The sequence below is a fragment of the Mesorhizobium sp. KACC 23794 genome (assembly GCF_052180275.1).
Taxonomy (GTDB): domain Bacteria; phylum Pseudomonadota; class Alphaproteobacteria; order Rhizobiales; family Rhizobiaceae; genus Kumtagia.
In genome coordinates this window covers 699,566-725,868 of sequence record NZ_CP197465.1, presented here as the reverse complement: position 1 = coordinate 725,868, position 26,303 = coordinate 699,566, and the positions used below count along the sequence as shown (strand labels likewise).

The window sequence follows — 26,303 nt, the reverse complement described above, 5'->3', positions numbered from 1 at the left end:
CTGGGAGTAAAGTCGTAGCCGGCCGGGCCGCGCGACGACGGGTCACGCCGCCTGGATCATCGCCGCCGCCTTTTCCCCGATCATGATCGACGGAGCGTTGGTGTTGCCATTGATCAGGGTCGGCATGATCGAGGCATCGGCGACCCGCAGCCCCCTTACACCGCGCACCCGCAGTTGCGGATCGACCACTGCGGCCGCATCGCTCCCCATGCGGCAGGTTCCGACCGGGTGGAAGGCGCTCCCCGCCATCTTGATCAACTCCGCCTTGACGGTCTTGCGATCGCCGAAGCGGCGGGCGATCTCTTCCGGCCGGGTGATGTAGGGACGCATTTCGGGGCGCTCGAGCAGCGCGCCGACACGTGCGACAGCGGCGAACATGGCTTCCTCGTCCGAGGGCTCGCCAAAATAGTTTGGATCGAGCGAGGGGTGCTGTGCGGGGTCGGAGGACAGAAGCCGGAGCTGCCCGCGGCTTGCCGGACGCCCCTGGTTGATGACGACGCAGAAGCCATGCCCCTTGGGCAGCGGTATCTTGCCCGTCACCTCCTCGATCTCCGGCAGCCGGGCGATCGTGAGGTGCATCTGCGCGTCCGCGACCTTCGCTTGCGAGCTCGTCTTGAAGAAACCGCCTGTCGGCAGAGAAGGCCTTCCCAGTGGCCCGCCGCGCGTCAGCGTGTATTGGATGCCGGCCGCCAGAGCGCGGGCAGGGTTGAGCAGCTTGTAGGCGGTCACCGGAAGCGGGCAGTCGATGTTGATGTGGTGGCCGACATGGTCCTGCAGATCGGCACCTACGCCGGGAACGTCAAGGAGGGCCTCCACGCCAACGGCGCGCAGATGCTCGGCCGGCCCGATGCCCGAAAGCATCAGGATCTGCGGCGACGCGATCGCTCCGCCGCAAAGGATGATTTCGGCATCGGCATTCCAGACGAAGGACTCGCCGTCCGCCGTGACCTCGACGCCGCGGGCGACGCCATTCTCGATCACGAGCTTGCGCACCAGCGCGCCGGTCAGCACAGTCAGGTTCTTGCGGTGTCGTGCCGGAGCGAGAAACGCCGAGGCGGCGCTCCACCGGCGACCCCGGTAGATGGTGTTGTCGAAATGGCCGAAACCTTCCTGGTCGGCCCCGTTGAAGTCGTCGTTGATGCGTTCCTTGGCGCCACGGCAGGCCGCAATGAACGCTTCGCAGACCGGCGTGCCGGGCGTCCCCTTGCGGACCTTCAGCGCCCCGTCTCCGCCGTGATATTTGCTGGCGCCGCCCTCATAACCCTCCGATTTCCGGAAGAATGGCAGAACATCGTCATAGCTCCAGCCCTCGCAGCCGAGTTCTGCCCAGTGGTCGTAGTCCCATCTGTCGCCCCGGACATAGAGCATACCGTTGAGAGAGCTTGATCCGCCGAGGATGCGCCCCATCGGCAGATGAATCCTGCGGTTGCCGAGCGCGGCCTGCGGTTCGGTGAAGTAGTGCCAGGAGAAGTGCGGGCTGACCATGTTCTTGATCTGCGCTGCCGGCACGTGAATGGACATGTTGCTGTCGCGCGGCCCCGCCTCGACGAGGCATACGCGCGCCGTCGGATCTTCGGACAGCCGGCTCGCAAGCGTGCTGCCGGCCGAGCCGGCGCCGACGACGATGTAGTCAAATGACCGTGTTGCGGCGTTCGCCATGGTCCTGGATCTCCGTATTCGTTGCTGGGTCGTTCCAGTCGGCGCGCTCTATCGTGCCCGCCGCCGTGCGCTCAGTCCTACCGCGACGAGGATGACCAGTCCGGTGGTCAGATCCTTGAGGAACGGATCGACATTGAGGATGTTGAAGCCGTTGCCGATCAGGGCAAGCAGCAGCACCCCGGCGAGCGAACGCCAGACCGCACCGGCACCGCCGTAGATGCTGGTTCCGCCAATGATGACCGCGGCGATGGCGTCTAGCTCCATGCCCGCGCCCGCCGTCGGCTGTCCGACGCCGATCCGCGAGACGGCGATCGTACCGGCAAGGCCCGCTGCCAGCCCGGTCAGCGCGAAAGTCGCGATCTTGATCAGGTCCGTACGCACGCCGGACAGGATCGCCGCCTCCTCGTTGCCGCCAACAGCGCGCACGCGCCTGCCAAAGGTCGTCCCGTTGAGGAGAAACATCATCGACGCGCAAAACAGTGCGAGCACGACGATCGCAACATGCACCATTCCGATGCGGCCGCGGCCGAGCCAGTTGAAGACCTCGCTGCGCACCGGAATGAGACCGCCGCCTGCGATCAGGATGGCCAGGCCCCGATAGACGACACCGGTGGCGATCGTCGCCAGGAAGGGATGGACGCTGAAGCCGGTGACGATCAGCCCGTTGGCTACGCCCAGCAAGAGGCCCACAGCCGACCCCGCCACAAGTCCGAGTGCGGGATCGATATTGACGGCGACTGCCGCCGCCGAGACGCTCGCCACCCCAAAGATGGAGCCGGCCGAAAGGTCGAAATTGCCGGCGATGATCGCAAGCGTCAGCGCCGAGGCGATCAGGGCCAGAGGGGCCGCCTGATTGAGGATGTTCAGGATGTTGCGCGGCGTAAGGAACGCATCGCTCGCGGCGGTGAGGATCACGACCAGCACAACACTGAGAATGACGATGCCGTATTTCTGGAGAATGTTACGCATCACGTCTTTCGTGCCGCTCCGCCTTGAGCCGCAACATCGGAGAAATTTTCACCGCGCCTGCCGGGATCGACATCGAAGAGTCGGCGCAGGAGGTCGGCCTCGCTGGTTTCGGCGCAATCCACCTCGTCGATCACGCCGCCGTCGCTCAGCACGTAGCCTCGATGCGACAGTGCCAGGACTTCCTCCAGTTCCGATGAAATCAGAAGCACCGCGACGCCTTTCGAGGCGAGGTCGACGATAAAGTCGTGAATGCGGCGCCGTGCGCCGATGTCGACTCCGCGGCTCGGCTCGTCGAGAATGGCCAGCAGCGGCTGCCTGGCGGTCCATCGCGACAGCAGGACCTTCTGCTGATTGCCGCCGGAATAGACCGCGACATTGCCGTCGGGGTCGTTCGGGGAAATGCCGAACCAGTCGATCAGACGCCGGACGAGCCTGTACTCCGCCTCACGCCGGAGAATGCCGTACCGGCTGGCAAGTCCCGGATGGACGAGAGACATGTTGGGCCGCACCGTTTGCGTGAGGTCCAGGCCTTGCTTGCGCCGATCCTCCGGGACGAAGGCGACACCACGCCTGATCGATTCGTGCGGGCTCGGATTCCGATAGTGCTTGTTGCCGATCCAGACCTCGCCAGCGGTGATCGCATCCGCTCCGTATATGGCGCGGGCAAGCTCGCTTCGGCCGCTGCCCACAAGTCCGATCAGCCCGACGACCTCGCCGGGCCTAACGCTGATCGAGACATCGGAAAGGCCGGTGCGCGTGGAGATGCCGCGCGTTTCCAGAACCGGAAGAACCGCAGTGTCAGGACGAGGCGGCCGCGCTGGAATCATGATGTCGCTCGGCCCGCCGATCATGGCTTCGACGAGCGACGACCGGGTTTCGGCCATGACCCGAGTTGTCCTTACCAGCCTGCCGTCACGCATGATGGTGACTCGGTCGCACAGGGAAAAGACATGGTCGAGCTGATGGGTGATATAGACGACGGATCGGCCGTCGTCCCGCAGCCAGGAAATCACTTTGTGCAGCCGCTCCACCTCGTCGGCGGTGAGCGAGGACGCGGGTTCGTCCATGATGATCAGCCGCGCGTTGCGCGCGATTGCCCGCATGATCTCGACCTTCTGCCGGTCGGCGATGCGCAATCCCCCGACAATCGCGTCCGGATCAAGCCGGAAGCCGCAACGGCGGTCCAACTCCCCAAAACGGGCGCGTTCGGAACCAATGGTAGCGCCGAGCACATTTTCCTCGATGCCCAAGAAGACGTTCTGCGCAACGCTGAGCTGTGGCACCAGTTGCAGTTCCTGGTGGATCATCGCGATACCCTTGCCTAGCGCCGACCTTGGCGTCCACCGCAGGATCGCCTCGCCGTCGACCTCGACCGTTCCGCTGTCAGCGGCATAGTAGCCGCCGACGATCTTGCCGATGGTCGACTTGCCGGCGCCGTTCTCGCCGACAAGCGCGTGAACCTCCCCGGCGGTGAAGTCGAGATCGACCGCCATCAGCACCGTGGCCGGCCCGAAGGACTTGCCGATGCCGCGAAGCCGCACCAACGGAACCGGGTTCCCGGCAATTGACCGGCCCTGGAGGTCTACGCCTCCGTGCTTTGCTTCAGTCGGATGGCCGGAAGCCATGGTCATGCACGCCCGATCGCCAGCAGTCGATCAGCCCTTCCATTCCGGAACGAAATCCGGATGGGCGTCGAGGACCTCCTTGGTGATCAGCGATGGCACGCCGCCAATGGTGAGCGCATCGACCGACGACGGCACGTCCTTGCCCTGAAGGGCATCGACGAGGTTCTTGACGGCGAGGCTGCCTTCGCTTGCGGGAAACTCCGCCAGGTTCGCATCCCACGCGCCGGTGCGAACCCGGTCGACGCCGATGTCGGTTCCACCGCCCGAGACGATGTAGAGCGAAGCAAGGTCAATGCCTGCATCCTCGATAGCGACCTCCGCGCCAAGCGTCTGCTGGTCGGCGATCGACAGCACGACGTCGATCTCGGGATTGGCCTGAAGCGCGTCCTGCACGCCCTTCATCGAGATGCTCGTGTCATAGGCGCCCTCGACCGTCGCGACGACCTTGATGTTGGGGTGCGATGCGAACTCCGACAGGAAGACGTCGTATTTCCGCTTGTCGAACGGGTAGATGAGACGGCTGATGACGATCACGACCCGGCAAGTTGCCTTGTCCTTGCAATGGTCGATTACCGCGCCGGCCTGAATCTTGGCGGCATCGCGCGGCACCGACGCCACCGTGGTGGTCAGCTTGTCGATCTGGGGAGCGATCGTATCGAGATCGGGACCCAGCGGAAACTGGATCGCCGCAACCTTCAACCCAGACTTGATCGCTTCCTCCACGGCGGGCACGATCCCGACGGAATCGTTCGCCAGTATGGCGATCGCGTTGAACTTGCCGCTCGCTACGACATCCTCGACCTGCGAAAATTGCTTCGAAGGGTTGAACTCCCCGTCAAAGATCTCGAGCTCGACGCCCAGTTCCTTCGCCGCATTCTGCATTCCCTCGAATACGGCCTGGTTGAAGATGTTGGGGCGGGAGGCCGCAAGATAGGCGATGCGGTAGGGCTCGGCATTTGCCGGTACGGAGACGAGCGGCGTCAGCCCGGCGATGAGACACGCCGCCGACGCTGCCAGCCGGATCATATGATGACGCATGGTGTTGCCCCTCTTGTTGCGCGTCCGTATCAGCGCTTCGGGCGAACCCGCCCGCTGCTGGATGGCAGTCCATCTCGACCGCTTGTGAGTCGACGTTAACGCCCGGAATGGCGCGCCAAAATAGCGTGGAATCACTATTTTGGCGGTATCGGGGCTGCGGAGAGATGTGCTTCACAGCCATGCGGCGCAGGCATTTGCCAATTCCACGCGGTTGGTGACCTGAAGTTTGGAGCGAATCTTGCGAAGCTGGTTGTCGACGGTATTGGGCGATTTGCCGAGTTGCTTGGCGACTTCCTTGTAGGACATTCCCGCCGCCACCAGGCGTGCGACCGAAATCTCGGTTGTCGTCAACAGGCTGCAGACCCCGTCGACCTGTGGGGCGAGGCTGGTGCTCAAGATAGGTGACAGGAAGCGGCGCGTGAACTCTTCCAGATATTGCCGTTCGGATCGATCCCAGTCGCGATGCTCCTCGCTGGCGTCGACGCAGACCATGCCGAATATCCGGTTCCTGTGTTCGAGCCGGCAGGCCAGCTTGGAGCGAGTCCCCCGTTCGAGCGTCTTGGCCCTCAGGCTGCCGATGATGGGATCGCGCGCGATGTCGAGATAGACGGGTTCCTTCGAGCGCCACACGACCTGTACCGCAGGATGCCGGTTGGGCACCACATGGTTTTCCACTTGACCTGCATCGCCATCGATTTCGACGGTCCCGACCTTGTGGAATTCCTCGTCCGGGGAGCCGAGCCCGATGTCAGTGCGGGCGGCCCGCAGCCTGTAGCGCAGATGGCGCAGGGCGATCCGCTGGACCATAACCGGCTGATCCAGGAAAAGCAGCATGTGCGCACCGCAATCGAGCATCGACGGCGGCGCATCCGCCTGCTGCCCATCGATCAGATCGCGGCGCAGACGAAGCTGAAGCTTATCGCTATTCCACATGAAGCGTGAACACCGAATTCGAGGAACCAACCCGCGGGACGAATGGTGTTGTCGGGAATTTGGCCGGCTCGCCGCCGTGTCGATCCCGATCGACTGGAAAGGGCGTTCTGTCAGTCACCGGTCGAGAATCTCAAGGGCCGGGCAGAATGGAAGAGGCCGGTGCGTCATCAGTTTCCCCTTGTCGAGAATACCATGAAGGTCGCAGCTTGCGCTGCTTACCAATGCTGGCAATTGCGTTCTGTCTCGCCTGCGCGCCGGCTCAAATACGTGTGCGCTTTGACGGAAAGTGCCTCCCCCGTGAGCGCGCGATGAACAACGGATGTGCAATCGCGCTACATTCGGGCGAGCCCCCTGTCGTGTGATCGCATGTGTAAAAAGCCGGGCGCGCTGAGCATAAAAGCCCTCTTGCGTCTCAAAGGCGTTCGCCGTCTTTTTTTCCATTGACGGTATGAGTTGTTGCTGGGGAGTGCACGCCAGCCGTACTTCATTGAAGCGGGCCGACACCGCCTTCATTCTTCCATCCGTGGATGCGGTAGCGCATGCCATTTCCAACCGGAAGGAATGTCCGATGAACTGTCGCGTGAACGCCCCTCTGCCTGACAGTAACACCACCATCGATGACCACCAGTTCCGCTCGATCATGCGATCCATGGTGGCTGGTGTGACCTTGATCACGACCTCGCATGAGGGTCGTGTGCACGGAATGACGGCCACCGCCTTCTCAAGCGTAAGCGCCGATCCGCCGACGATTCTTATCGTGCTAAACCGCTCGACGCGCACCCATCCGCTGGTGTCCGCGAGCAAGCATTTCGTCGTTACCTTGCTGGCCGAGAACCAGATCGAGCTCAGCAAGCGCTTTTCCGGCAAACTCGACAACCAGTTCGACGGCATCGCCTACACTTTGAACGAACATGGCGTGCCGGTGATCGATGGCGCGGTGGCAAGCATGGAATGCGCGACGATCACAGAGATGAATGTCGGCACCCATACGATCTTCATCGCGCGGGTGCTCAAGGGAAACAGGTCGCAGACCTCGCCTCTCGTCTATCATGACGGCAGCTACAAGGTGGTGGCACGCCACGAGGTGGCCTAGCGATGAACTCGGAGATTGTTGCGTGCCTTGCGGTTGTCTATTGATGTCCGGTAGTGGCATGTGTCTTTACGTCGACAAGTGATCGGGGCGCCGAGTCAAGAGAATTCAAGGTTGGCGTCGGGAGGTTTGGGATGCTCGGTCGGAAGCAGGACTACGTTCCGTATGCGAAGTCGCCCAGCGCGGAAAAACGAGGTCTTCTCTTGCACTCCAGCCCTAACTACCTGTTCTGGTGTCTGCACAAGACTTCGATGTCCATCGTCACCGAGGAACTGGACAAGGCGCAAGCCGACATCACGCCGGTCCAGTATGCCGCGCTGACGGCCATCGAGGTCCAGCCTGGCATCGATCAGGCATCTCTGGCGAGCGTCATCGGTTATGACCGTGCCACCATCGGCGGCGTCATCGATCGGCTTGAGAAGAAGGGGCTGCTGACGCGGCAGGTTCACGCCCAGGACCGTCGTGCGCGCGCACTCTACCTCGAGCAGGCGGGCGTCGATCTCGTCGCGAATGTGGAAGACGTCGTCGCCGCCGCCCAGGAACGCATTCTCGCGCCGTTGCCCAAGCAGGACCGCGAGGCATTCCTGCGAATGGTGGCCCTGCTGCTTCGTGACGATCTGCCCCACGACGTGAGTGTCTAAGATGCACCGCCGGCGCATGTTTCGCCGGATTTAGAGCGAGGGACCTGTCGCTTTCGTCAGCGCGCTCTCGTCGGCAATACCGCTTGATTGCTCCTGCGGCCCGGCATCATGTCGCGGCTTCAGCCACTGCCGCTCTCAAGTCGCGGCGCAAGTTCAGGCAGGTCTCAATGTCTCCCAACATCAGGCAGAACGCCATCGTTACCGGTGGCGCACGCGGTATCGGCTTGGCGACGGTGCGATTGCTGGCCGAGGCCGGCCTGCGTGTCGGTTGCCTCGACATCGACGCTGCAGCGGTCGACCGGATCTCGGCGACGTTCCGCGACGAGGAACTCGACGTCGTTCCAATCGTCGCGGATGTCTCCAGCAAGGCGTCGGTCGAGCGCGGCTTCGGCGCCTTTCTCGGCGATCAGCCGCTCTATGCCCTCGTTAACAATGCGGTCTTCATCCGGTTCGAGGCTTTCCCCGCCTTGACCGAAGAGAACATCGACAAGACACTGGCGGTCGGCCTGAAAGGAACCGTGTGGTGCATCCAGGCGGCACTGACGGCGCTTGAAAAGTCGGTAGCCGCGACAGGAGACGCGGCAATCGTCAATGTCTCATCAGGTGCCGCATTCCAGGGATCGGTGGGGTTCTCCGCCTATGCGTCGCTGAAGGCCGGGCTTACCGGCATCACCAGGCAGCTCGCGGTGGAGCTCGGTCCACGCGGGATCAGGACGAACTCCGTTGCGCCCGGTCCCATCCCGACCGAAAGCGCGCTTGCGGAGGCCGGAAAGCCGGGAAACTGGAGCGAAGGCGCCATCAGACGGACGCCGCTCGGGCGCATGGGGAGACCGGAGGAGGTCGCCTCGGTCATCGCTTTCCTGGCATCGAAGGGGAGCAGTTGGGTCAACGGCCAGGTGATCTCCGTCGATGGCGGCAAACTCGTCGCAGCGCACGATCTTCGCTAAAGAGCCCACCTTGCTGCCAAGTGGAGAAGTCGAACATGACCCAGGCTTTTGAACCGGACGGCGCGACCGCGGCGATCGATCCGAAGACATTCTGGAGGCTGCTCGGCTCGCGCCCGGTTGCCGTACCCGTGGTGGCGTCGCGCGACATCGACGGACCCGCCGGGTTGCTGGCTCTTTCCGCCACGCATGTCGCCGCGGCTCCGCCGACAATGCTTGTCAGCATTGGAAAATCCACCAGCGCGCTGAAGACGATCAAGGCTTCCGGCTTCTTTTCGATCAATTATCTACCGGAGGAAGCCTCGGAAACCGCCAATATCTTTGGCGGTAAGCGCGGCCTGTCGGGCGCGGACCGGTTCGCCGCCGGCCTGTGGGACATGCTGATCACGGGTTCCCCCGTCTTCGGCGACGCGGTCGCGGTTTTCGATTGCGCCGTCGATCGCGTCTTCGACTACCATGACACGGAGTTGGTGATCGGCCGCATTGTCGGCTACAAGATCGACGACGTCAGGCGGCCGCTGCTGTCCCAATTCGGCAAATACACCGGTCTGAGGATCGACACGGCGGCATAGGCGGGACTGACGCCCGACTTTGCCGGCCGCCGCGATCGAAGCTCAGATGCCCGCGAAGCCTGCGCGCGCCTTGTAATAGTCCCAGGCGCGGGCAAGCGGCATTTCGCCGAGCAGCATCTTCCCGGCGAGCTCGACTTCGCCCGCGCTCAGATAGGTCGGCTCACCATGCGGAAGGGTGGCCAGCAGCGCCTTGGCATTCTCGGCGAGATAGATCGATACGAAACAAACCGCGGCGAGTCCGTGCGCCGCACAGACGGACCCGTGGCCGCGCAGGATCGCCGTGGTGCCGGCTCCGAGCGCCTTGGCCAGCGAATGCCCCTTTGGCAGGTCATCAACGAGCATATTGGTGTCGCCGAACTCCGCCTGGCTATCCCATTTCGGTACCTCTCGCCCGATGACGGCAGCCATGTGGAACATCGGCTTCAAGGCAATGTCCGTGACCGTAAAGGGCAGGATCGACCGCGCATGATGATGCGCAACGGCATTCACGTCCGGCCGCGCCATGTAGATCGTTCCATGCAGCGCGCGCTCGGCGTAGAGACGCCGGTTCTCCGGCTTCACCGGCTCGCCCTCCAGGGTGAACTCGACGATGTCGTCGACGTTGACGATCTCCGGGCTGCGGGAACGGGAGAGGAAATAGCGCTGCGGATTGTTCGGATGGCGGACGCTGACGTGCCCGAAATCGTCGATCACCCCTTCGCGGGCCAGAATGCGGTTGGCGATGACGAGATCGCGGATGACGTGATCGACTGTCTTGTCTGAGGTCATTTGCTCTTCCTTTCGGCACCGTCGCGGGCCTTCGGAAGAAGCGCTAGATCGATCAACGAATAGTGTCTAATATATATTTTAGCATCGATACATAGCCTATTTCCTGTTTGGAGGTCGCGCTGCGTCTGCTCGGCTCACAACTCACCCTCCACAAGCTGGAGGTCTTCTGCGCGGTGGCCGAGCTGATGAGCATCTCGCGGGCCGCCCATCGCATCGGTATCGCACAGCCTGTCGTCACCGCTCATATCCGCGCCCTGCAAGACAAGCTGGGTGTGCGCCTGACCATCCGCCAGGGCCGCAACATCGTGCTGACGGAGGAAGGCAAGCGCGCCTATCAATGGGCGAAGGATGTCGTGATGCGGACGCGCGAACTCGAGCGCGAATTCCAGGGGGGACCGCAAACCATCCATGGCGCGATTGCCATCGCCGCATCCCTGACCGTCGGCTCCTATGTCCTCCCCGGGCTCTTGGCTGAATTCCGTCGGCTCAATCCACGCTCGGAGATTTCGCTCTCGGTCACGACGCCACGCGAATGCGTCGAGGCGGTGCGGGAGGGTGAATGCGATTTCGGCGTCACGATCCTGGATTCGGGCCAAAACGCCGACGGTCTTGAGATCAGCCGGCTGTGGGAGGAGAAGATGGTGCTGGTCGCGGCGCCGAATTCCGCCCTTGTCGATGCTTCGGTCGCAGCATCTGCGATCGCTGTCCTGCCCTTCGTTGCCGCGCAAGGTGGTACGCCGCGCCGCGACATCGAGGACAATGCGTTGCGGCTGCACGGCATCGTGCGACACCGGATAGAGCTCGAGATAGGCCATGCCGAGGGCATGAAGGAAGCCGTCATCAATGACGCTGGCGTCGCCTTCCTTTTCGAATCTTCCGTTCGCCGCGACGTGCGGCACGGCGCCTTGCGGCTGGTCGCGACGCTTGGCCTGGAAATCACAGCACCCGTCTATCTCATCGCGAGGCGTGGAAAATCCCTGTCGGCGGCGCAACAGGAAATGTTCGACTTCATCACGCAGTCGTTGCGCCATACGACGCCCGCTCCTGCCGATCCCTGCGACACCTGACCTGACATCGCTCTTTCTGGAAGGCCAACAGCCCGGACCGGAGCATGTCGAGCGACCTGATCGAGCTTCGCCACCCTGAACGGTTATTCCAACCAAAAGAGCTCTTGCATTAGTCAGTATTATGCGCATATTACTGCATAAATTGGCACACTCTGGGAGGAACGGGATGCGCCCGATCATCATCGCAGGAGGCGGTATTGGCGGCCTCGCCGCAGCGGTTGGCCTTGCGCGCAAGGGCGTCCGCAGCATCGTGCTGGAACAGGCTGCGGAACTCGGCGAGATTGGCGCCGGCATCCAGATTGCGCCCAACGCCTTTCATTGCTTCGACTCTCTCGGCGTCGGCGACCAGGCGCGCGCCGGCGCAGTTTTCATCGACAAGCTGCGTCTGATGGATGGACTGTCCGCAGAGGAAGTCGTCCACATCCCTCTCGACGAGCCATTCCGGAAGCGCTTCCGAAACCCCTACGCGGTGGTACATCGGGCCGACCTGCACGGCGTCCTGCTTGCCGCGGCAAGGGAGAGCGGCCTTGTTGACCTGCGCACCTCCCACAAGGTCGAGCGCTTCGAGCAGGATGAGTCGGGAGTAACGGTCCACTGCGCCGCGCGGGCGCCGATCGCGGGAGCGGCACTGATCGGCGCGGACGGCCTCCGGTCGCCGATCCGCGCCCAGATCGTCAAGGATGGCGAGCCGAGGGTTTCCGGCCACACGACCTATCGTTCCGTAATTCCCACCGAGCAGATGCCGGAGGATTTGCGCTGGAACGCGGCAACGCTCTGGGCCGGCCCGAAATGCCACATCGTTCACTATCCGCTGAAGGGCTGGAAGGTCTTCAATCTCGTCGTCACCTATCACAACGACGTCAAGGAAGCCGTCGCCGGCGTACCTGTGCCGGTCGAAGAGGTGATGAGCGGCTTCGCGCATATCCACCCCCGCGCGCAAAAAATCATCGAGCACGGCTCGAACTGGAAGCTCTGGGTCCTTTGTGATCGCGAACCGGTCGAGAACTGGGTCGACGGGCGCGTGGCCCTGCTCGGCGACGCGGCGCATCCCATGCTGCAATATTTCGCGCAAGGCGCGGCCATGGCCATGGAGGATGCTGTCTGCCTCAGCCATATGGTCGAGGCTTACCCTCAGGACGTCGAGAAGGCGCTGCGCGCCTACCAGTCGCAACGGATCGTGCGGACTGCGCGCGTGCAGATCGATTCCCGGCTCATCGGTGAATTCATCTACCACCCAGGCGGTGCCAAGGCGATGGTCCGCAACGAGATCATGCGCTCGCTGAGCGCGCAGGATTACTACGACCGGCTGGAGTGGCTCTACGGGGGCACCGGGCTCACCGAGGCCACCTGAGAAGAAGGAGGAGACCGTCATGTCACTGACCGAAAAGCCTGTCGAGACACCGGAGCGGAAAGCATTTTACGAGAAGATCGACAGGAAGAGCCTGACACCGTTGTGGTCGGTTCTGTCGGGCCTGATCACGCCGGAGCCGCGAAGCGCTTGCGTCGCGCACGGCTGGAAGTTCGACGAAATCAAAACCTACATGATCGAGGCCGGCGGGCTGATCACCGCCAAGGAAGCCGAACGGCGCGTGCTGATCCTGGAGAACCCGGGGCTGCGTGGCCAGAGCCGCATCACCACCTCGCTCTATGCCGGGCTGCAGCTTGTCATGCCTGGCGAGGTGGCGCCCGCCCATCGTCACAGCCAGTCTGCCCTGCGTTTCGTGCTCGATGGCGACGGCGCGCATACCGCCGTCGATGGCGAACGCACCATCATGCATTTCGGCGACTTCGTCATCACCCCGCCAGGAGCCTGGCACGATCATGGCAACCACACCAGCGAGCCGATGATCTGGCTCGACGGGCTCGACATCCCGATGATTTCCTTCTTCGACGCTTCCTTCGCCGAAGGTCATCCGAAGGACGAGCAGCCGATCTTCCGCAAGGCCGGCGACTCGCTTGCTCGTTATGGCGCCAACATGCTGCCGGTCGACTTCCAGACCAGGAAGAAGAGCTCGCCGATCTTCAACTACCCCTACGAGCGTTCGCGCGAGGCGCTTGAGCAACTGCGCCGGCAGGCCGAATGGGATCCGTGTCACGGCCTCAAGCTGCGGTATGTCAATCCTGTCGACGGCGACTTCGCCATGCCGACGATCGCAGCCTTCCTGCAGTTGCTGCCGAAGGACGTCTCGACCAGCGCCTACCGCTCGACCGACGCTACCGTGTTCGTCGCGGTCGAAGGCTCCGGCCAGTCGACGATCGACGGCGAGGTCTTCGAATGGGGGCCTAAGGACATCTTCGTCGCGCCGAGCTGGAAATGGATCACCCACACGCCGTCCTCGGACGCGGTGCTCTTCTCATTCTCCGACCGCTCGGCGCAGGAAAAGCTCGGCCTGTGGCGCGAAGACCGCGGTAATCATTGAACGATCGAAGAGGCATCCCATGAATTTCGTATTCCCCCCGCCGGCGACGGCGAGTGTCGCAGTCGCCGGTGAACCCGCACGTTTTCCGGTACGTCGCATCTTCTGCGTGGGCCGCAACTATGCGGCTCACGCCCGCGAGATGGGCAAGGATCCGGAGCGCGAAGCTCCGTTCTTCTTCACCAAACCGGCGGATGCGATCGTCGGCGACGGCGAGACGGTCGCCTATCCCCCGCTGACCAGCAACTTCCATTTCGAGGGCGAACTCGTCGTCGCCATTGGCAAGGCCGGTTCGGACATCGCGAACGACGACGCGCTGGCCCATGTCTACGGCTACGCGGTCGGCAACGACCTGACGCGGCGCGATCTGCAGTTAGAGGCGCGGGACAAGGGCAGGCCCTGGGACTGGGGCAAGGCCTTCGATCGATCCGCCGTCTGTGGTCCGATCCACCGGGTCGGCGAGATCGGTCATATCGGCAAGGGTTTTATCCGGCTTGCGGTCAATGGCGAGCGCAAGCAGGACGCCGACGTCGCCGACCTCATCTGGTCGGTCACCGAGATTATCTCGATCCTGTCGCGGTCGGTGCGGATCGAGCCCGGCGACCTCGTCTTCACCGGCACGCCAGCGGGCGTCGGAGCGCTCGTGCCAGGCGATGTCTGCGTGGTCGAGATCGAGGGCCTAGGCTCGCTGACCACCATCATCGGGGTGCGAAAGCCCGCATGAGTGGCTTCGTCCTGCACAATTATTTCCGCTCGTCGACCTCGACCAGGCTCCGGGCCGCGCTCAACCTGAAGGGGCTCGACTACGAGTATGTCGCCTATCATCTGCGGAAGGGCGAGCAGCGATCGCAGTCCTATCTTGCGATCAATCCGCAAGGTCTGGTTCCGTCCCTTCAACTCGAGGACGGCAGCGTGCTCACGCAGTCCCTGGCGATCATCGAATATCTGGACGAAATCCATCCGGAGCCGCCGCTCCTGCCCGATACCGCCCGGGCGCGAGCCCGCGTGCGAGCGCTCGCCTATGCGATCGCCTGCGAGGTCCATCCGGTCAACAATCTGCGCGTTCTCGCCCATCTGAAGTCGGCGTTCGGCGCAGACGACGCCGCGACCGCCGACTGGTTCAGGCACTGGGTCAGGGAGACCTTCGATCCGCTGGAAGTCATGCTTGCCGGCGATCCGCGGACCGGCCGCTTCTGCCACGGCGACACGCCGGGGCTGGCCGACGTCTGCCTTTATGCGCAGGTGCTCAACAACAGGCGGTTCGGCATCGAAATGGCATCCTATCCGACGATCGCTCGCATCTTCGACGCCTGCGCCGCGCTGGACGCCTTCGCCAGAGCCCTCCCGGAGAGGCAGCCGGACGCCGAATGAACGATCGGCCTGTCCTGCGTCGGGCCCGCGCCCGCATCAATCACCTGAGGACGAGGGAAATCAATCGATGCTGTTTGCACTCATTTGCAAGGACAAGCCCGAGCATCTGCATGTACGGATGGACGTGCGGGCCAATCATGTCGCGTTCCTCAAGACACTGAACGAAGCCGGCAAGCTGAAATTTGCCGGGCCGTTCTTCGACGACGACGGCAAGCCAAATGGCGGTCTGGTGGTGATCGAGGCGGCGGATAGAGCCGAGGCGGCGGCGATAGGCAGCCAGGACCCCTTCGCCAGGGCCGATCTTTTCCAGTCGGTCGACATCAGGCAATGGTCGTGGGCTTTCAACAATCCCGCATAGCCTGATAGGCCTTGAGCGAAGCGGGCAGGGGCGTATTGAGAACCGGAGCGAGATGCAACCAGCGATCAGTGGACAGGAAACGTCATTGCCGGAAGAAGCCGAAGCGGATTTCCTGTCGATGCCCGGTCACCTTCTGCGCCGATGTCAGCAGATTGGCGTTGCAATCTTCCTCGACGAATGCAGGGCCTTCGATCTCACACCCTTGCAGTTCAGCATACTTGCCGCGCTCGACCGGTTTGGAGCGATGGACCAGGCACGCCTTGGTGGCGTGACGGCGCTCGACCGCACCACGATCGTGGTGGTGCTCACCAAGCTGGAGGAGCGCGGCCTGACCACGCGCAGCCAATCCGCGAAGGACAAGCGCTCGAAGATCGTCGACATCACCGATGATGGTCGCGCGACGCTTCGAAAGGTTCTGCCCAGCGTACGGACGGTCCAGGAGCGCATCTTTTCGCCGCTCACGCCACGCGAGCGAACACAATTGATCGCGCTGCTCTCCAAGATCGCCGACGAGAACAACGTGCACAGCCGCGCTCCCCATCGTCTGCCGTAGTTCACGACCCGTCGCTCCTACAGCATGACGTTGATGGTCTTCGCCTCGGTATAGCTGAACATCTCCTCGATGCCTTCCTCGCGGCCGACGCCGCTGTTCTTCATGCCGCCGAACGGCACTCCGAGGAAATGGCTGCTGCATCCGTTGATCCACAGATGTCCGGACCGTACGCGGCGCGCCATGTTCAGGGCGTTCCCTATATCCTTCGTCCAGATGGCCGCCGTCAGCCCGTATTCGGTGCTGTTAGCCTTTTCCACCGCATCTTCGAAGCTGCTCCAGCGCCCGACGGAGAGGATCGGCCCGAAGACCTCCTCCTGCCACAGTCGCATGCCGGGTTTCACGTCGGCATAGACCGTCGGCTCAACCCAGAATCCCTGCTCGAAGCCGCTGCCCGTCGGGCGCCGGCCACCGGTCATGAGCCGTGCCCCTTCCCGTTGCGCCGTATCGACAAAACCGAGCGTCTTCTTCAGTTGCTGGGCGGAGTTGAGCGGTCCCATATTGATCTCGGGATCCATCGGGTCGCCGACCCGCAGGGACGCGACGCGGGCCACGACCCGTTCCAGCACCGCGTCATGGATGTCCTCATGCAACAGCAGCCGGCTGGTTGACCCGCAGGACTGCCCCTGCCAGGTGAAGTTCATGCCGCCAACCGCCGCCCTGGCGATCTCGTCGGGATCGGTATCCGGAAAGACGATCATCGGATTCTTGCCGCCAAGCTCGAGCGTCACGTGCTTGACAGCGACCTCGGCGGCGGCGCGCTGGATCGCCCTGCCGGTCTCGGGCGAGCCGATGAAGGCAATGCGCTTGATCCGCGGGTGACGCACGATGGCGTCGCCGACCGTTCGGCCATGGCCGGTGACGATGTTGAACACGCCCGCCGGCAGCGCTTCCCGGGCGATCTCGGCCAGAACCATCGCGGAGAGCGGGCTGGTCTCGGGCGGCTTGACGATGACCGCGTTGCCCGCGGCCAGCGCGGCGGCCGTGCGCGCCACGGCAAACATCAACGGATGATTGAATGGCGCGATCCGGGCGACCACGCCATAGGGTTCGCGCAAAGTGAGGTGAAGATTGCGCGACGTCGAAGGCAACGTCTCGCCCTTCAGCTCATGTGCAAGACCAGCGTAATAATTCAGGCTCTCCACTGCTATGCGCACGTCGCCGCGCATTGGCGTGATGGTGTTGCCGGTATCGGCGACCTCGACATGCAGGATTTCCTCGGCGCGCTCCGACAGGCGATGCCCGAATTCGCGCATGATCTCGCCGCGCTCGTAGGGCGACTTCGCCGCCCATGCCGGCCACGCGGCCTCGCCAGCCGTCACGGCGCGTTCGACGTCGCCGGCGGTTCCCGCGGGCCAGCGGCCGATCACTTTCTCGTTTGCGGGATTGATGGATTCGTCCCATTCCCCGCTTTCGCTGGCGACCAGTTCGCCGCCGATCAGCATGCGATCGGCTTTCGTGACGTATCCCATCGGAACTCTCCTCAACCTTGACCGCGCAGCGCGCGCGACCTCAATGCATCACCATGCCGCCGTCGACATTGAGCGTCTGGCCCGAAATGAACGCGCTCTGGTACGACAGCAGGAAGGCAACGACCGAGGCGATGTCCTGTGGTCCGCCTTCGCGCTTGAGGCTCTGCATGCCGATCATCTGGTGCTTCTGCTCCTCGGTGACGGTGGCGCGCGGCACTTCGGTGAAGATCGGGCCGGGCGTCACGGAATTGACCCGAATGCCGAAAGCGCCGACTTCACGCGACATCGCCCTGCTGAGGCCGATGACCCCTGCCTTCGACGACACGTAGTGCGCATAGTTCGGCCGCCCGAGATGGACCGTGCTGGACGAGATGTTGACGATGCTGCCGCGGTCGGCGGCGCGCAGTTCGGGCAGGGCCGCCCGCGTCATCTGCCAGACGCCCTTGAGGTTGACGTTGAAAACCTGATCCCATTCGTCTTCCGGAATTTCCCAGAACGGACGCATGGAAAGGGTCGAGAAGATCGATGCGTTGTTGACGATGCCGAAGATGCCGCCGAAGGCGCGGGCCGTCTCCGCTGCCACCCGCTCGCAATCGTCGCGGCTGGCAACGTCGCATTTCACGAAAAGCCGCCGGCCCGCCCCCTCGCACGTTTCCTCGGCGACCGCCGTGCCCTTTTCCTCGTTCCAGTCGGCGATCGTCACGTCGACACCTTCCGATACCAGCGTATGGACGATGCGGCGGCCAATGCCCTGGGCACCCCCGGTGACGATAACGCCACCGGTCGAGGGATAACGGACCATTTGCTCAACTCCAGAATTTGCCGGCGCGGCGCCGGCCTCGATCAGACGACAAGGGTGAAGGTGACGAGAGAAGGTTCGTCTGTTCGGACCACTTCCGATTCGTGCAGGGCGCCGCATGCCCCGCAGACATGCTCCCGGATTTCCAGTTCGGCATGGAGCCGGATATGCGGCCCATAGGCTCCCTCCGCGACGACGCGGCTCCTGGCATGCGCCTTCCAGTCTCCCGACGCCGGACCAAAATCGGCACCGCACGAACATTCGAAGCGATGCCTGCCGTTCACCCGCATATCGGATTTGAGCGGCCCCTTCGCGGTTCCCGGAGCCGCCGCAGGCTTGGCGCCGCCGAGCCGTTCGCAACGCATGTCAAGGCGCCTTGCCTGTGTCGCCGCGGCATCGACCGTGTCGCCTGTAAGCACCACACCGTAGAGCCGTCGCGCCCATTCGCTGGAGACATGACCGTTTCGCACGTCGGCAAGAACACGCTCCGGCTCTCGCCGGATGGGGTCGCCGTAACCGCCTCCGCCCTGAAAGGCATAACCGACCACATCGCCAAGTCCGACCGGCAGATGGCCGGGCTTCGCCCCCAGGTTCTCGATGCCCAGCGCCACGATATCGCCTAGGCGCCCGGCAGATCCAACGATCTCACTGGTCGACCCCGCATTGCGGCGCAGGAAATTGCGGCCGCAGGAGCCCGGTAGCCCACCAAACTGGCCCGCAGAATTCGGCACCTCGACGCCGTGGCCGACCATCATGGCCGAAAGCCCGGCGGTCTCGTAAGGTGTGATGGCCAGCGCCGTGCCTGCGCCGCCGCGCGACCGGCCGGGACCGCCCGTGTCCGGCACGAACGACCGGAAAAGGTAGAGATAGGGGCCTGCCGCCTCGTTCGCCTCGACATTGGCGATGCAAGGCCGCGGCACGACATAGTCGCCCGAACCGTCGAGGCCGTCGTGATCGGCGAAGGCACCGCCTCCGCCGGCCGTCGAGTCGAGCAGGAACGTACCGAAGGGGGCGCCCTCGCGGTCTTTGCCGGCAAGCGTCATGACCATCATGTGACCCTTGGTGACCGCTTGCCCTTCACCGGCAAACTCATCCGAACAAGCGACGAGGCGTGACAGCGCGGCGACCACGACGTTCTGGACGACCCAGGCCGCGGACACCGTTCCGGCCGACGTGGGCGATGGCCATGAGGCGCTGCAGAGCGTTCCCTGCGGCGCCTTGATGGTAACCGGCCGCATCACGCCTTCGTTCCAGCGGATGCCGGGAGCCAGGATCGGCAGAAGACCCGTCAGAACCGCTCCCCGCAGGCCGGACTCGGTGCAGTTGATGAAACCGGGAGCCTGCGGCGAGGTTCCGCTCATGTCGAAGGTGATCTCGTCGCCCCGCTTGTCGACGGTGACGCAGACCTCGTAGAGCGCGTTGGAATGTCCGTCGTGCTCAAGATAGTCGCGTGCGCGGAACGTCCCGTCCGGAAGCTTTGCAAGGGTCTGCCGCAACTGCCGTTCCGACGTGGCGATCTCGGCCTGCATGATCGCCTCGACATCGTCGAGACCGTAGCGCTCGATCAGTTCCGTCAACCGCTTCGCGGCCACGTTGTTGGCGGCGATCATCGCTTTCAGATCGAGACCGAGGACCTCGGGCAGACGGGTCATGCCCATGATCATCTGCCAAAGGTCTTCGCGCAGTTCCCCGCCTTCGACGAGCTTGATGCCCGGCAAAAGCATCGCCTCCTGCTGGATCTCGGTTGCGCCGAAGGCCCAGCTCCCGAAACTCATGCCGCCGACGTCGAGCTGATGCGCACAGGAGCCAGCCCAGGCGATGTGACGCCCCTTCACGAATATCGGCGCGACAATCGACACGTCGGGCTGATGGATCGCACCCCGGTAGGGATCGTTGAGAATGAACATATCGCCAGGCCTGATGCCCGGGTTCTTCGAGTAATCCTTGATGATCGACCGGATCACCGATGACATGGTGCCGGTGTGGAAGATCACCTGCGGCCCCATGGTGACGATCGAGCCGTCGGCCAGATAGAGACCATTGTTGAAATCCGTGGCCTCGGTCACCACCGGTGACCCGGAGACCGATTTCAACGTGATTGCCTGCTCTTCGGTGATCGCCTGCAGCTTGTTGCGCACCACCTCGAAGGTGATGGCGTCAATCCTCTGCCCGGCATCGGCCTTTCTCTCGGCTGCGCTGGTCATTTGCCGTTGCTCCCGGCTTCGATGATGATGTTGCTGTTGGCGTCGAGCCGGGCGACCTGGCTGGCCGCGACGAAGACGGAGGTCTCGGGATGCTCGATCACCGCGGGGCCTTCGATGCTCTGGTCGACGACGAGATCGCGCCAGTTGCAGACAGATGCCTCCATCCAGCGGTTCGCCACCGGTTCGAAGAGCCTCCGCTTCCCCAGCCCGGCATTGCCGGCGGAGAGGGTAACCCTGACGTCTGGCCGTCTTGTCTTGCCGAAGGCCTCGACGCGGGCATTGGTGAGTTCGATGCCCGCGGGCCGGAACGCCGAGCCCTTGCCGTAGACCTGCTCGTAGGTCTCCTCGAAGCGGTCGACGAGGTTTTGCAGCGATGCATCGTTGACGCCGCCGTCCGGCATCGGGATCATCAGATCGTTGGTCTGGCGCCGGTAGCGCAGATCGACGGTGCGTGCCAGGCGGACGTCGCCGTCCGCTATACCGGCCCGCTTCATCGCAGCGAGGCAATCCGCCTCCAGGTCGGCGAAGGCGCGCTCGATCGCCGCCGCGTCGAGCCCGGCCGTCATCGGATGCCCGCCACCGCCGCCGCGCATCAGCAACGAGCGTTCGGTCGAATGCTGGACGTCCGCCGCCAGCGCACCGTAGGCCGAGTGCGCCATGCTGGTGACCGGCACGATGATTTTCTGCACGCCGAGCTCGGCGCCGTAGCCTGCGCAATGCACGGGACCCGCGCCACCATAGGCGAAGAGCACGAAATCGCGCGGGTCGAAGCCCCTTCCGATGGTAACCTCGCGCAATGTGTCGGCCATCTGGGCATCGACGATGCGGCGGATGCCTGCCGCGGCCTCCTCGACCGTAAGGTTCAGCGGCCGGGCGATCTGTTCACCGATCGCGCTCGCGGCTGCTTCGCGATCGAGCTTCATGCGACCGCCGAGAAAGGTCGCGGGATCGATGATGCCAAGCACGACATCCGCATCGGTGACAGTGGCAAGCTTGCCGCCGCGGCCGTAGCAGACGGGGCCCGGCCGCGCCCCCGCGCTGTCAGGGCCGACGCGAAGCAGGCCGTCCTCGACGCGCGCGATCGACCCGCCGCCCGCACCGATGGCGCGGATGTCGATCATCGGCGTGGATATGTGGAAACCGCCGGCCTCGTGGTTGGCCGACAGCAGCGGCTTATCGTCGACGATGATGGCAACGTCGAAGCTCGTGCCACCCATGTCGGTGGTGATGATGTTGCGATAGCCGAGCCCCTTGGCGAGATGCAGCGAACCCATCACTCCACCGGTCGGGCCGCTGGTGACGAGCGTGACGGGACGCCGCGCCGCCTCGGCAACGGGCATCACCCCGCCGGCGCTGTTGAGGATCGAGAATGCTCCCTTTAGGCCGCGTTGGCGCAGCAGTCCTTCGATGTCGTCGAGATAGGAGACGACCTTCGGCGCGAGATAGCTGTTGAGCGCGGCCGTGGCTGTCCGCTCATACTCGCCGATGACCGGGGCAACCTCGCTGGAGATGCTGATATAGGCGCCGGGGCAGACCTCGGAGATGATGTCGGCGGCGCGGCGCTCATGCTTCGGGTTGCGGAAGGACCAGAGGAACGCGACGGCAAATGTCTGGACGCCGGCATCGCGGAGCTCGCGCGCCGCCTGGTGCACATCCTCGTCGTCCATGGCGACCAATATACGCCCTGCATGATCGACCCGCTCGCGAATCTCGCGCACCAACGCCCGTGGCACGATCGGGTCCGGATGGCGGCGTCGGCTGTACCAACCCAGCCGATCAGACGGAACGCCGGCGGTGAAACCCATCAGGCGCTGCAGCGCAAGCGTGTCGCCGAAGCCGCGCGTGGCGAGCAGGCCGGTGCGCGCACCGTCGCGCTCGATCAGCGCATTGGTCGCCTGCGTCGTTCCGTGCCCGAAACTGCTGACGCGCGCCAAAAGCTCTTCGGCCGTCATGCCGCGCTGGGCGGCCGCATCGCTGACAGCGGCGAACACGCCCTTTTCCAGTTCGCCCGGAGTGCTGAGCGCCTTGGTGGTGGTGAGTTCGCCCGTCTCGTCCAGGAGGACGAGGTCGGTGAACGTTCCCCCGATATCAACTCCGAGATACATGTCATTCCTCCCTTGAATTCCGTCCACCCTACCTGGCGAGGCTGCGGACGCGCCGGAGCGCCATCCAGCGTGCCGCGGCAATGGCGATCAGCAGGGCGCCGCCGCTGAAGAACTGCTCGACATAGAAGGCGGCGCCCATCTGCTGCAGCCCGGCGATCCCCGCGGCCAGCGCGTAGACCGCCACGACCGTCCCCCAGGCATTGAAGCGGCCGGGGCCGACCGGTGCGGCGCCGAGGAAGACCGCGGCGAAGGCCGGCAGCAGGAAGTTCACGCCGATGTTGGGATTGGCCGAGCCGAGGATGCTGGCCGAGAGAACACCGGCGAGTGCCGCCAGCAGGCTGCCCAGCACGAAGGCCTGCACCACGATGCCCTTGACGGGCATGCCCATGAGATGCGCGGCGCGGGCGTTTCCACCGATCGCGAAGCAGCGGCGGCCCCAGTCGGTATAGCGGTAGAGCAGCCAAAGCAGCAGCGCCAGAACGAGCACGTAGACGAGCGGCAGCGGGACGCCCGCGACCTGGCCCCGGCCGAAGGCCAGGAAGGCCGGCGGCATGACGCCGAATATCGAGCCGCCGTCCGTATACCATTGAGCGACACCCTGGATGACGATGCCAGTGGCGAGCGTCGTGATGAAGGCATTCAATCCCGCCCACGCCACCAGCAGTCCGTTGACGAGGCCAAGCGCGAGACAGACCGAAAGGGTGATGGCCACCGCCACGGCCGGCGGCAGCCCCTGATAAATGATCAGGCCGGCGCAGAGCGACTGGGCAAGTGCGAGCTGGAAGCCGATCGACAGATCGAACTGCCCGGTCACCAGCGCCGGTATGGCTGCGAGCGCCAGTACCGCCAGAACAGCGTTGGTGGCGGCGATCGTCTGGGCGTTGAGTAGCGTCGGGTAGCTCGAAGGCAAGGCGAGCGAGAAGATCGCGACAACCCCCAGGAACAGCAACTGCAGGCTGTATTTGACCAGGAAGCGAGCCAGCATGTCGTTGTAGGAGGCTGGCGCGGGAGACGTTTCGGAAGTCATCATCGCATGTCTCCATGCATCGCCGAACGCTCGCCTCCGGCAGGGATGTGAGCCGCGCCATGTGCTTCCTTGAACAGACGATCCCAGCCGAGTTCTTCGCCCTCCAGCATCACCGCTTCGCCGTCCGCGCGCATGACCAGCGCCCGGTCGACCGTTCCGGCAATCTCCTCGAAGTCGCTGGAGCCGAGCACAACCGCGGCTCCGGCCTGCGCGGCCGATCGCAGCAATGCATGCAGTTCGCTGCGTGCGCCGATGTCGACGCCCGCCGTCGGATCGATCAGCACGATGACCTTCGGCACCCCGCCCATCGCGCGGGCGAAGATAACCTTCTGCTGATTGCCGCCGCTCAGACCCATCATTGTCGCCTCGCCGGCGCCAGCGGGACGGACGTTGAACCGCGTCAGGACCGAGGCTGCGACTGTCTGTTCATGACGTGGGCCGCGCGCACCACCGCCGCCCAGCGCCGACGGAAACACATTTTCGCGCACGCTAAGGTCCGGAAAGGCGGCCTCGGACCGGTCCCCCAGGATCACTTCGCATCCCGCGTCACGCATGCGCCGCGGCGATCCCGTCTCGACGGAACTCCCGTCTATGCGAATCTCTCCCTGGACGGGCTTCTCGAGGCCGGCCAGCCAGCGGCAGAGCCGTTCATAACCGGACCCACGGCTGCCGGTCACGCCGACGATCTCGCCGGCGCGGACGTCGATGGAAAGCACTCCGTCCACGCCTGTTCCTGCCAGCCCGACCGCTGACAAACGGACGGCGCTGGTGACTGCCGGCCTTGCGGCGCCCCGCCGTCCGCGCGCCACCGATTTCCCGGCGATCCAGCGCACCAGCATGTCCATGTCGACATCGCAGATGCGTGCGGCGGCGACGTTCCTGCCATCGGCGAACACGGTCACGCGCTCGCAGAGGGCGAATATCTCCTCGAGCCTGTGCGAGACGTAAATAAACGCAACGCCGCGCCGACTTGCCGCCCGCACAGCGGCGTGGACCCGCGCGGCGTCAGGACTGGGAAGGCTGGCAGTCACCTCATCAAGTACTATGAGGCGTGCTTCGCCTTGCATGGCCCGCGCCAGCGCCACGATCGCCTTTTCCGCCTGCGGCAGGTCGCCAACCAGCGCCCGAGGGTCCGCGGTCGAGCCGAGGCGAGCAAGTTGCTCACGGACGGTCGCGGCCGTCGCCGTGTCATCGATCAGGCCGAAGCGTTTGCTGAAGCCGGTCTGGAACGCCATGTTCTCGAAGACGGTCATGCCGTCGACGAGGCCGAGATCCTGATGGACGAAGCGGAGTCCCGCCGCTGCCACGTCTCGCGGGCCGAATCCCGCAGGCAGCCTCGTACCATTGACGTCGATGGAACCCGCGTCGGGGCGATGGACACCGGCGAGCACCTTGATGAGCGTCGACTTGCCAGCGCCGTTCTCCCCCAGAAGCGCGTGGATCTCACCAGGCCCGACATCGAGGTCGACATCCGAGAGGGCGCGTACGCCGGCGAAGGACTTCTCCACGCCACGCACCCGGAGAACCGGGTCGTGCGCTGTCACTTTACGCCCCAGAGCGTCTTGAACTGAGCGGCATAGTCGAGATCGCCCAACCAGCCGGCTGTCTGCGGAACATTGTCGCCGTCGATCAGGCGAAACGGAACCGGGACATTGGCGGCCGTGCCGCCGCTGAAGGCGCGGGCCAGTTCGTCGGTCGCCTGCCAGCCCATCCATTCCGCCGGGTTGGCGATGGTCATCGCCTGCCCGCCGGCCCGGATTGCCTCGATGGTCTGCGGATCGCCCTCATAGCCGGTGACCTTGATCGTGTCGGAGCGACCTGCCTGCCGCACGCCTTCGCCGGCAAAGAACGCGTTCGAATCGAAAGGCGCGACCACATAGTCGGCATCTGGATGGCGACTGAGCGCCGCCGCCACGGCGCCCGGCAGGCGCTGCGCCATCGTTCCGATCGTCGACTCCACGGATTCGACGATCTCGCATTTCGCACAGGCCGCGAGCGCTTCGCGGAAGCCGTCCACACGCTGTGCAAGCTCTGGAAACTGCTTATCCTCGATGAGAAGGATCTTCGCATCGCCGCCGCTGTCGGCCGCCACCCAGTTCGCGGCGAGTTCGCCCTGGGCATGGTGGTCCGGCCGCACGTAGGCGAAGATCGAATCTTCGTCGGCTGGCTTCGGATTGAACACCGAGACGACGGCGATCCCTGCATCCTTGGCGCGCTGCAGGGCGTCGCCAACCAGCATCGGCGGCACGGCCGCAAGAACGATGCCGTCGGCCTTTGCCGCGATCGCCGACAGGATCGCGCCATTCCAGGCGCCGGGATCGCCGCGCCCATCGATGACCTGAACCGTCCAGCCGAGAACTTTTCCGGCTTGTTCGACGCCTTGGGCAGCACGCACGCAGCCGATACCCTGGGATGCGCAGGTGACGACGAATACGGTCTTGCCTGATTCCGCCTTCACCGGCGCGTTGGGGCCGGGCCATGCTGTGAGGGCGGCCCGCCAGCGCTCGACGGACATATGGTCGGCACGGGCTGGCATAGCAGCGAGAACAGCGGCGCCGAGCAACGCTGCGGCGGTGTGTTTCAGATATCTCATCCCATCCTCCCAAATGGCTCGATCAAGCAATCGCGGCTTGTTCCTGAAACATCTATAGGCAGGCGTTCTTCGTAAAAAAAATATATAATTTACATACGATC

At 64.1% G+C, this 26,303-nt stretch carries 25 protein-coding genes; 12 read left to right on the top strand and 13 right to left on the bottom strand.

All coding sequences use genetic code 11. From position 1 onward, the window contains the following. Positions 1 to 42: 42 nt before the first annotated feature. The 5 genes from ACSBOB_RS03750 to ACSBOB_RS03730 form a co-directional block, all read right to left on the bottom strand. Positions 43 to 1,659, bottom strand: a complete 1,617-nt coding sequence (locus ACSBOB_RS03750) for a GMC family oxidoreductase (RefSeq protein ID WP_442581130.1) — start codon at positions 1,657 to 1,659, stop codon at positions 43 to 45. A 48-nt stretch (positions 1,660 to 1,707) separates the two neighbouring features. Further along, entirely contained in the window at positions 1,708 to 2,628 is a 921-nt protein-coding gene (locus tag ACSBOB_RS03745; RefSeq protein ID WP_442581129.1) for an ABC transporter permease, read from the bottom strand. Further along, complete coding sequence (locus tag ACSBOB_RS03740) at positions 2,628 to 4,259, bottom strand: sugar ABC transporter ATP-binding protein (RefSeq protein WP_442581128.1); 1,632 nt, start codon at positions 4,257 to 4,259, stop codon at positions 2,628 to 2,630. Before ACSBOB_RS03740 ends, ACSBOB_RS03745 begins: the two co-directional genes overlap by 1 nt. Before the next feature lie 24 nt (positions 4,260 to 4,283). Beyond that, positions 4,284 to 5,291 carry a sugar ABC transporter substrate-binding protein gene (locus ACSBOB_RS03735; RefSeq protein ID WP_442581127.1) on the bottom strand — a complete coding sequence of 336 codons (1,008 nt, stop codon included), beginning with the start codon at positions 5,289 to 5,291 and terminating at the stop codon, positions 4,284 to 4,286. A 171-nt stretch (positions 5,292 to 5,462) separates the two neighbouring features. After that, positions 5,463 to 6,098: a helix-turn-helix transcriptional regulator gene (locus ACSBOB_RS03730; RefSeq protein ID WP_442581126.1), complete on the bottom strand. Its 636-nt coding sequence runs from the start codon at positions 6,096 to 6,098 to the stop codon at positions 5,463 to 5,465. Between ACSBOB_RS03730 and ACSBOB_RS03725 the strand changes: the two genes are divergently transcribed. The 5 genes from ACSBOB_RS03725 to ACSBOB_RS03705 all read left to right on the top strand — a co-directional run bounded on the left by ACSBOB_RS03725 (position 6,072) and on the right by ACSBOB_RS03705 (position 9,471). Further along, positions 6,072 to 6,233, top strand: coding sequence for a hypothetical protein (locus tag ACSBOB_RS03725; RefSeq protein ID WP_442581125.1), 162 nt, complete (start codon positions 6,072 to 6,074; stop codon positions 6,231 to 6,233). The two genes, ACSBOB_RS03730 and ACSBOB_RS03725, sit on opposite strands and share 27 nt — an antisense overlap. Positions 6,234 to 6,792: 559 nt before the next feature. Continuing rightward, positions 6,793 to 7,317, top strand: coding sequence for a flavin reductase family protein (locus tag ACSBOB_RS03720; protein ID WP_442581124.1), 525 nt, complete (start codon positions 6,793 to 6,795; stop codon positions 7,315 to 7,317). Positions 7,318 to 7,565: 248 nt separating this feature from the next. After that, positions 7,566 to 7,955, top strand: a complete 390-nt coding sequence (locus ACSBOB_RS03715) for a MarR family winged helix-turn-helix transcriptional regulator (protein WP_442581123.1) — start codon at positions 7,566 to 7,568, stop codon at positions 7,953 to 7,955. A 167-nt stretch (positions 7,956 to 8,122) separates the two neighbouring features. After that, positions 8,123 to 8,902, top strand: coding sequence for an SDR family NAD(P)-dependent oxidoreductase (locus tag ACSBOB_RS03710; protein WP_442581122.1), 780 nt, complete (start codon positions 8,123 to 8,125; stop codon positions 8,900 to 8,902). A gap of 35 nt (positions 8,903 to 8,937) precedes the next feature. Beyond that, entirely contained in the window at positions 8,938 to 9,471 is a 534-nt protein-coding gene (locus ACSBOB_RS03705) for a flavin reductase family protein (protein WP_442581121.1), read from the top strand. Positions 9,472 to 9,513: 42 nt separating this feature from the next. On the opposite strand, the gene ACSBOB_RS03700 is transcribed toward ACSBOB_RS03705, so the two are convergent. Then, the gene (locus tag ACSBOB_RS03700; RefSeq protein ID WP_442581120.1) at positions 9,514 to 10,239 is read right to left on the bottom strand and encodes a class II aldolase/adducin family protein; all 726 of its coding nucleotides are present in this window, start codon (positions 10,237 to 10,239) and stop codon (positions 9,514 to 9,516) included. 173 nt (positions 10,240 to 10,412) lie between these two features. Between ACSBOB_RS03700 and ACSBOB_RS03695 the strand changes: the two genes are divergently transcribed. The 7 genes from ACSBOB_RS03695 (at position 10,413) to ACSBOB_RS03665 (ending at position 16,005) form a co-directional block, all read left to right on the top strand. Beyond that, the gene (locus tag ACSBOB_RS03695; protein WP_442581119.1) at positions 10,413 to 11,306 is read left to right on the top strand and encodes a LysR family transcriptional regulator; all 894 of its coding nucleotides are present in this window, start codon (positions 10,413 to 10,415) and stop codon (positions 11,304 to 11,306) included. A gap of 166 nt (positions 11,307 to 11,472) precedes the next feature. Further along, the gene (locus tag ACSBOB_RS03690; RefSeq protein WP_442581118.1) at positions 11,473 to 12,657 is read left to right on the top strand and encodes a 3-hydroxybenzoate 6-monooxygenase; all 1,185 of its coding nucleotides are present in this window, start codon (positions 11,473 to 11,475) and stop codon (positions 12,655 to 12,657) included. Between the two features lie 19 nt (positions 12,658 to 12,676). Then, positions 12,677 to 13,726 (top strand): gentisate 1,2-dioxygenase, encoded by a 1,050-nt coding sequence (gene gtdA, locus ACSBOB_RS03685; RefSeq protein WP_442581117.1) that lies wholly within the window; start codon positions 12,677 to 12,679, stop codon positions 13,724 to 13,726. 19 nt (positions 13,727 to 13,745) lie between these two features. Beyond that, positions 13,746 to 14,447 (top strand): fumarylacetoacetate hydrolase family protein, encoded by a 702-nt coding sequence (locus ACSBOB_RS03680; protein ID WP_442581116.1) that lies wholly within the window; start codon positions 13,746 to 13,748, stop codon positions 14,445 to 14,447. Then, on the top strand, positions 14,444 to 15,094 hold the full coding sequence (maiA, locus tag ACSBOB_RS03675; RefSeq protein ID WP_442581115.1) for a maleylacetoacetate isomerase: 651 nt from the start codon (positions 14,444 to 14,446) through the stop codon (positions 15,092 to 15,094). The genes ACSBOB_RS03680 and maiA overlap by 4 nt, the downstream gene beginning before the upstream one ends. Before the next feature lie 67 nt (positions 15,095 to 15,161). Beyond that, a complete protein-coding gene (locus ACSBOB_RS03670) occupies positions 15,162 to 15,452 on the top strand; it encodes a YciI-like protein (RefSeq protein ID WP_442581114.1) in 291 nt (96 codons plus the stop codon). Positions 15,453 to 15,504: 52 nt separating this feature from the next. Then, positions 15,505 to 16,005: a MarR family winged helix-turn-helix transcriptional regulator gene (locus ACSBOB_RS03665; protein WP_442581113.1), complete on the top strand. Its 501-nt coding sequence runs from the start codon at positions 15,505 to 15,507 to the stop codon at positions 16,003 to 16,005. Positions 16,006 to 16,022: 17 nt separating this feature from the next. On the opposite strand, the gene ACSBOB_RS03660 is transcribed toward ACSBOB_RS03665, so the two are convergent. From ACSBOB_RS03660 to ACSBOB_RS03630, 7 genes are read right to left on the bottom strand one after another with little or no spacing between them, the layout of a single operon-like run. Continuing rightward, the gene (locus ACSBOB_RS03660; protein WP_442581112.1) at positions 16,023 to 17,474 is read right to left on the bottom strand and encodes an aldehyde dehydrogenase family protein; all 1,452 of its coding nucleotides are present in this window, start codon (positions 17,472 to 17,474) and stop codon (positions 16,023 to 16,025) included. Positions 17,475 to 17,514: 40 nt separating this feature from the next. Then, complete coding sequence (locus ACSBOB_RS03655; protein ID WP_442581111.1) at positions 17,515 to 18,276, bottom strand: SDR family NAD(P)-dependent oxidoreductase; 762 nt, start codon at positions 18,274 to 18,276, stop codon at positions 17,515 to 17,517. Positions 18,277 to 18,317: 41 nt separating this feature from the next. After that, the gene (locus ACSBOB_RS03650; RefSeq protein ID WP_442581110.1) at positions 18,318 to 20,477 is read right to left on the bottom strand and encodes a hydantoinase B/oxoprolinase family protein; all 2,160 of its coding nucleotides are present in this window, start codon (positions 20,475 to 20,477) and stop codon (positions 18,318 to 18,320) included. Then, a complete protein-coding gene (locus tag ACSBOB_RS03645) occupies positions 20,474 to 22,582 on the bottom strand; it encodes a hydantoinase/oxoprolinase family protein (protein ID WP_442581109.1) in 2,109 nt (702 codons plus the stop codon). Before ACSBOB_RS03645 ends, ACSBOB_RS03650 begins: the two co-directional genes overlap by 4 nt. A gap of 28 nt (positions 22,583 to 22,610) precedes the next feature. Next, positions 22,611 to 23,612 carry an ABC transporter permease gene (locus tag ACSBOB_RS03640; RefSeq protein WP_442581108.1) on the bottom strand — a complete coding sequence of 334 codons (1,002 nt, stop codon included), beginning with the start codon at positions 23,610 to 23,612 and terminating at the stop codon, positions 22,611 to 22,613. Further along, the gene (locus ACSBOB_RS03635) at positions 23,609 to 25,153 is read right to left on the bottom strand and encodes a sugar ABC transporter ATP-binding protein (RefSeq protein WP_442581107.1); all 1,545 of its coding nucleotides are present in this window, start codon (positions 25,151 to 25,153) and stop codon (positions 23,609 to 23,611) included. Before ACSBOB_RS03635 ends, ACSBOB_RS03640 begins: the two co-directional genes overlap by 4 nt. After that, positions 25,150 to 26,202 (bottom strand): sugar ABC transporter substrate-binding protein, encoded by a 1,053-nt coding sequence (locus ACSBOB_RS03630; protein ID WP_442581106.1) that lies wholly within the window; start codon positions 26,200 to 26,202, stop codon positions 25,150 to 25,152. Before ACSBOB_RS03630 ends, ACSBOB_RS03635 begins: the two co-directional genes overlap by 4 nt. Positions 26,203 to 26,303 lie beyond the last annotated feature (101 nt).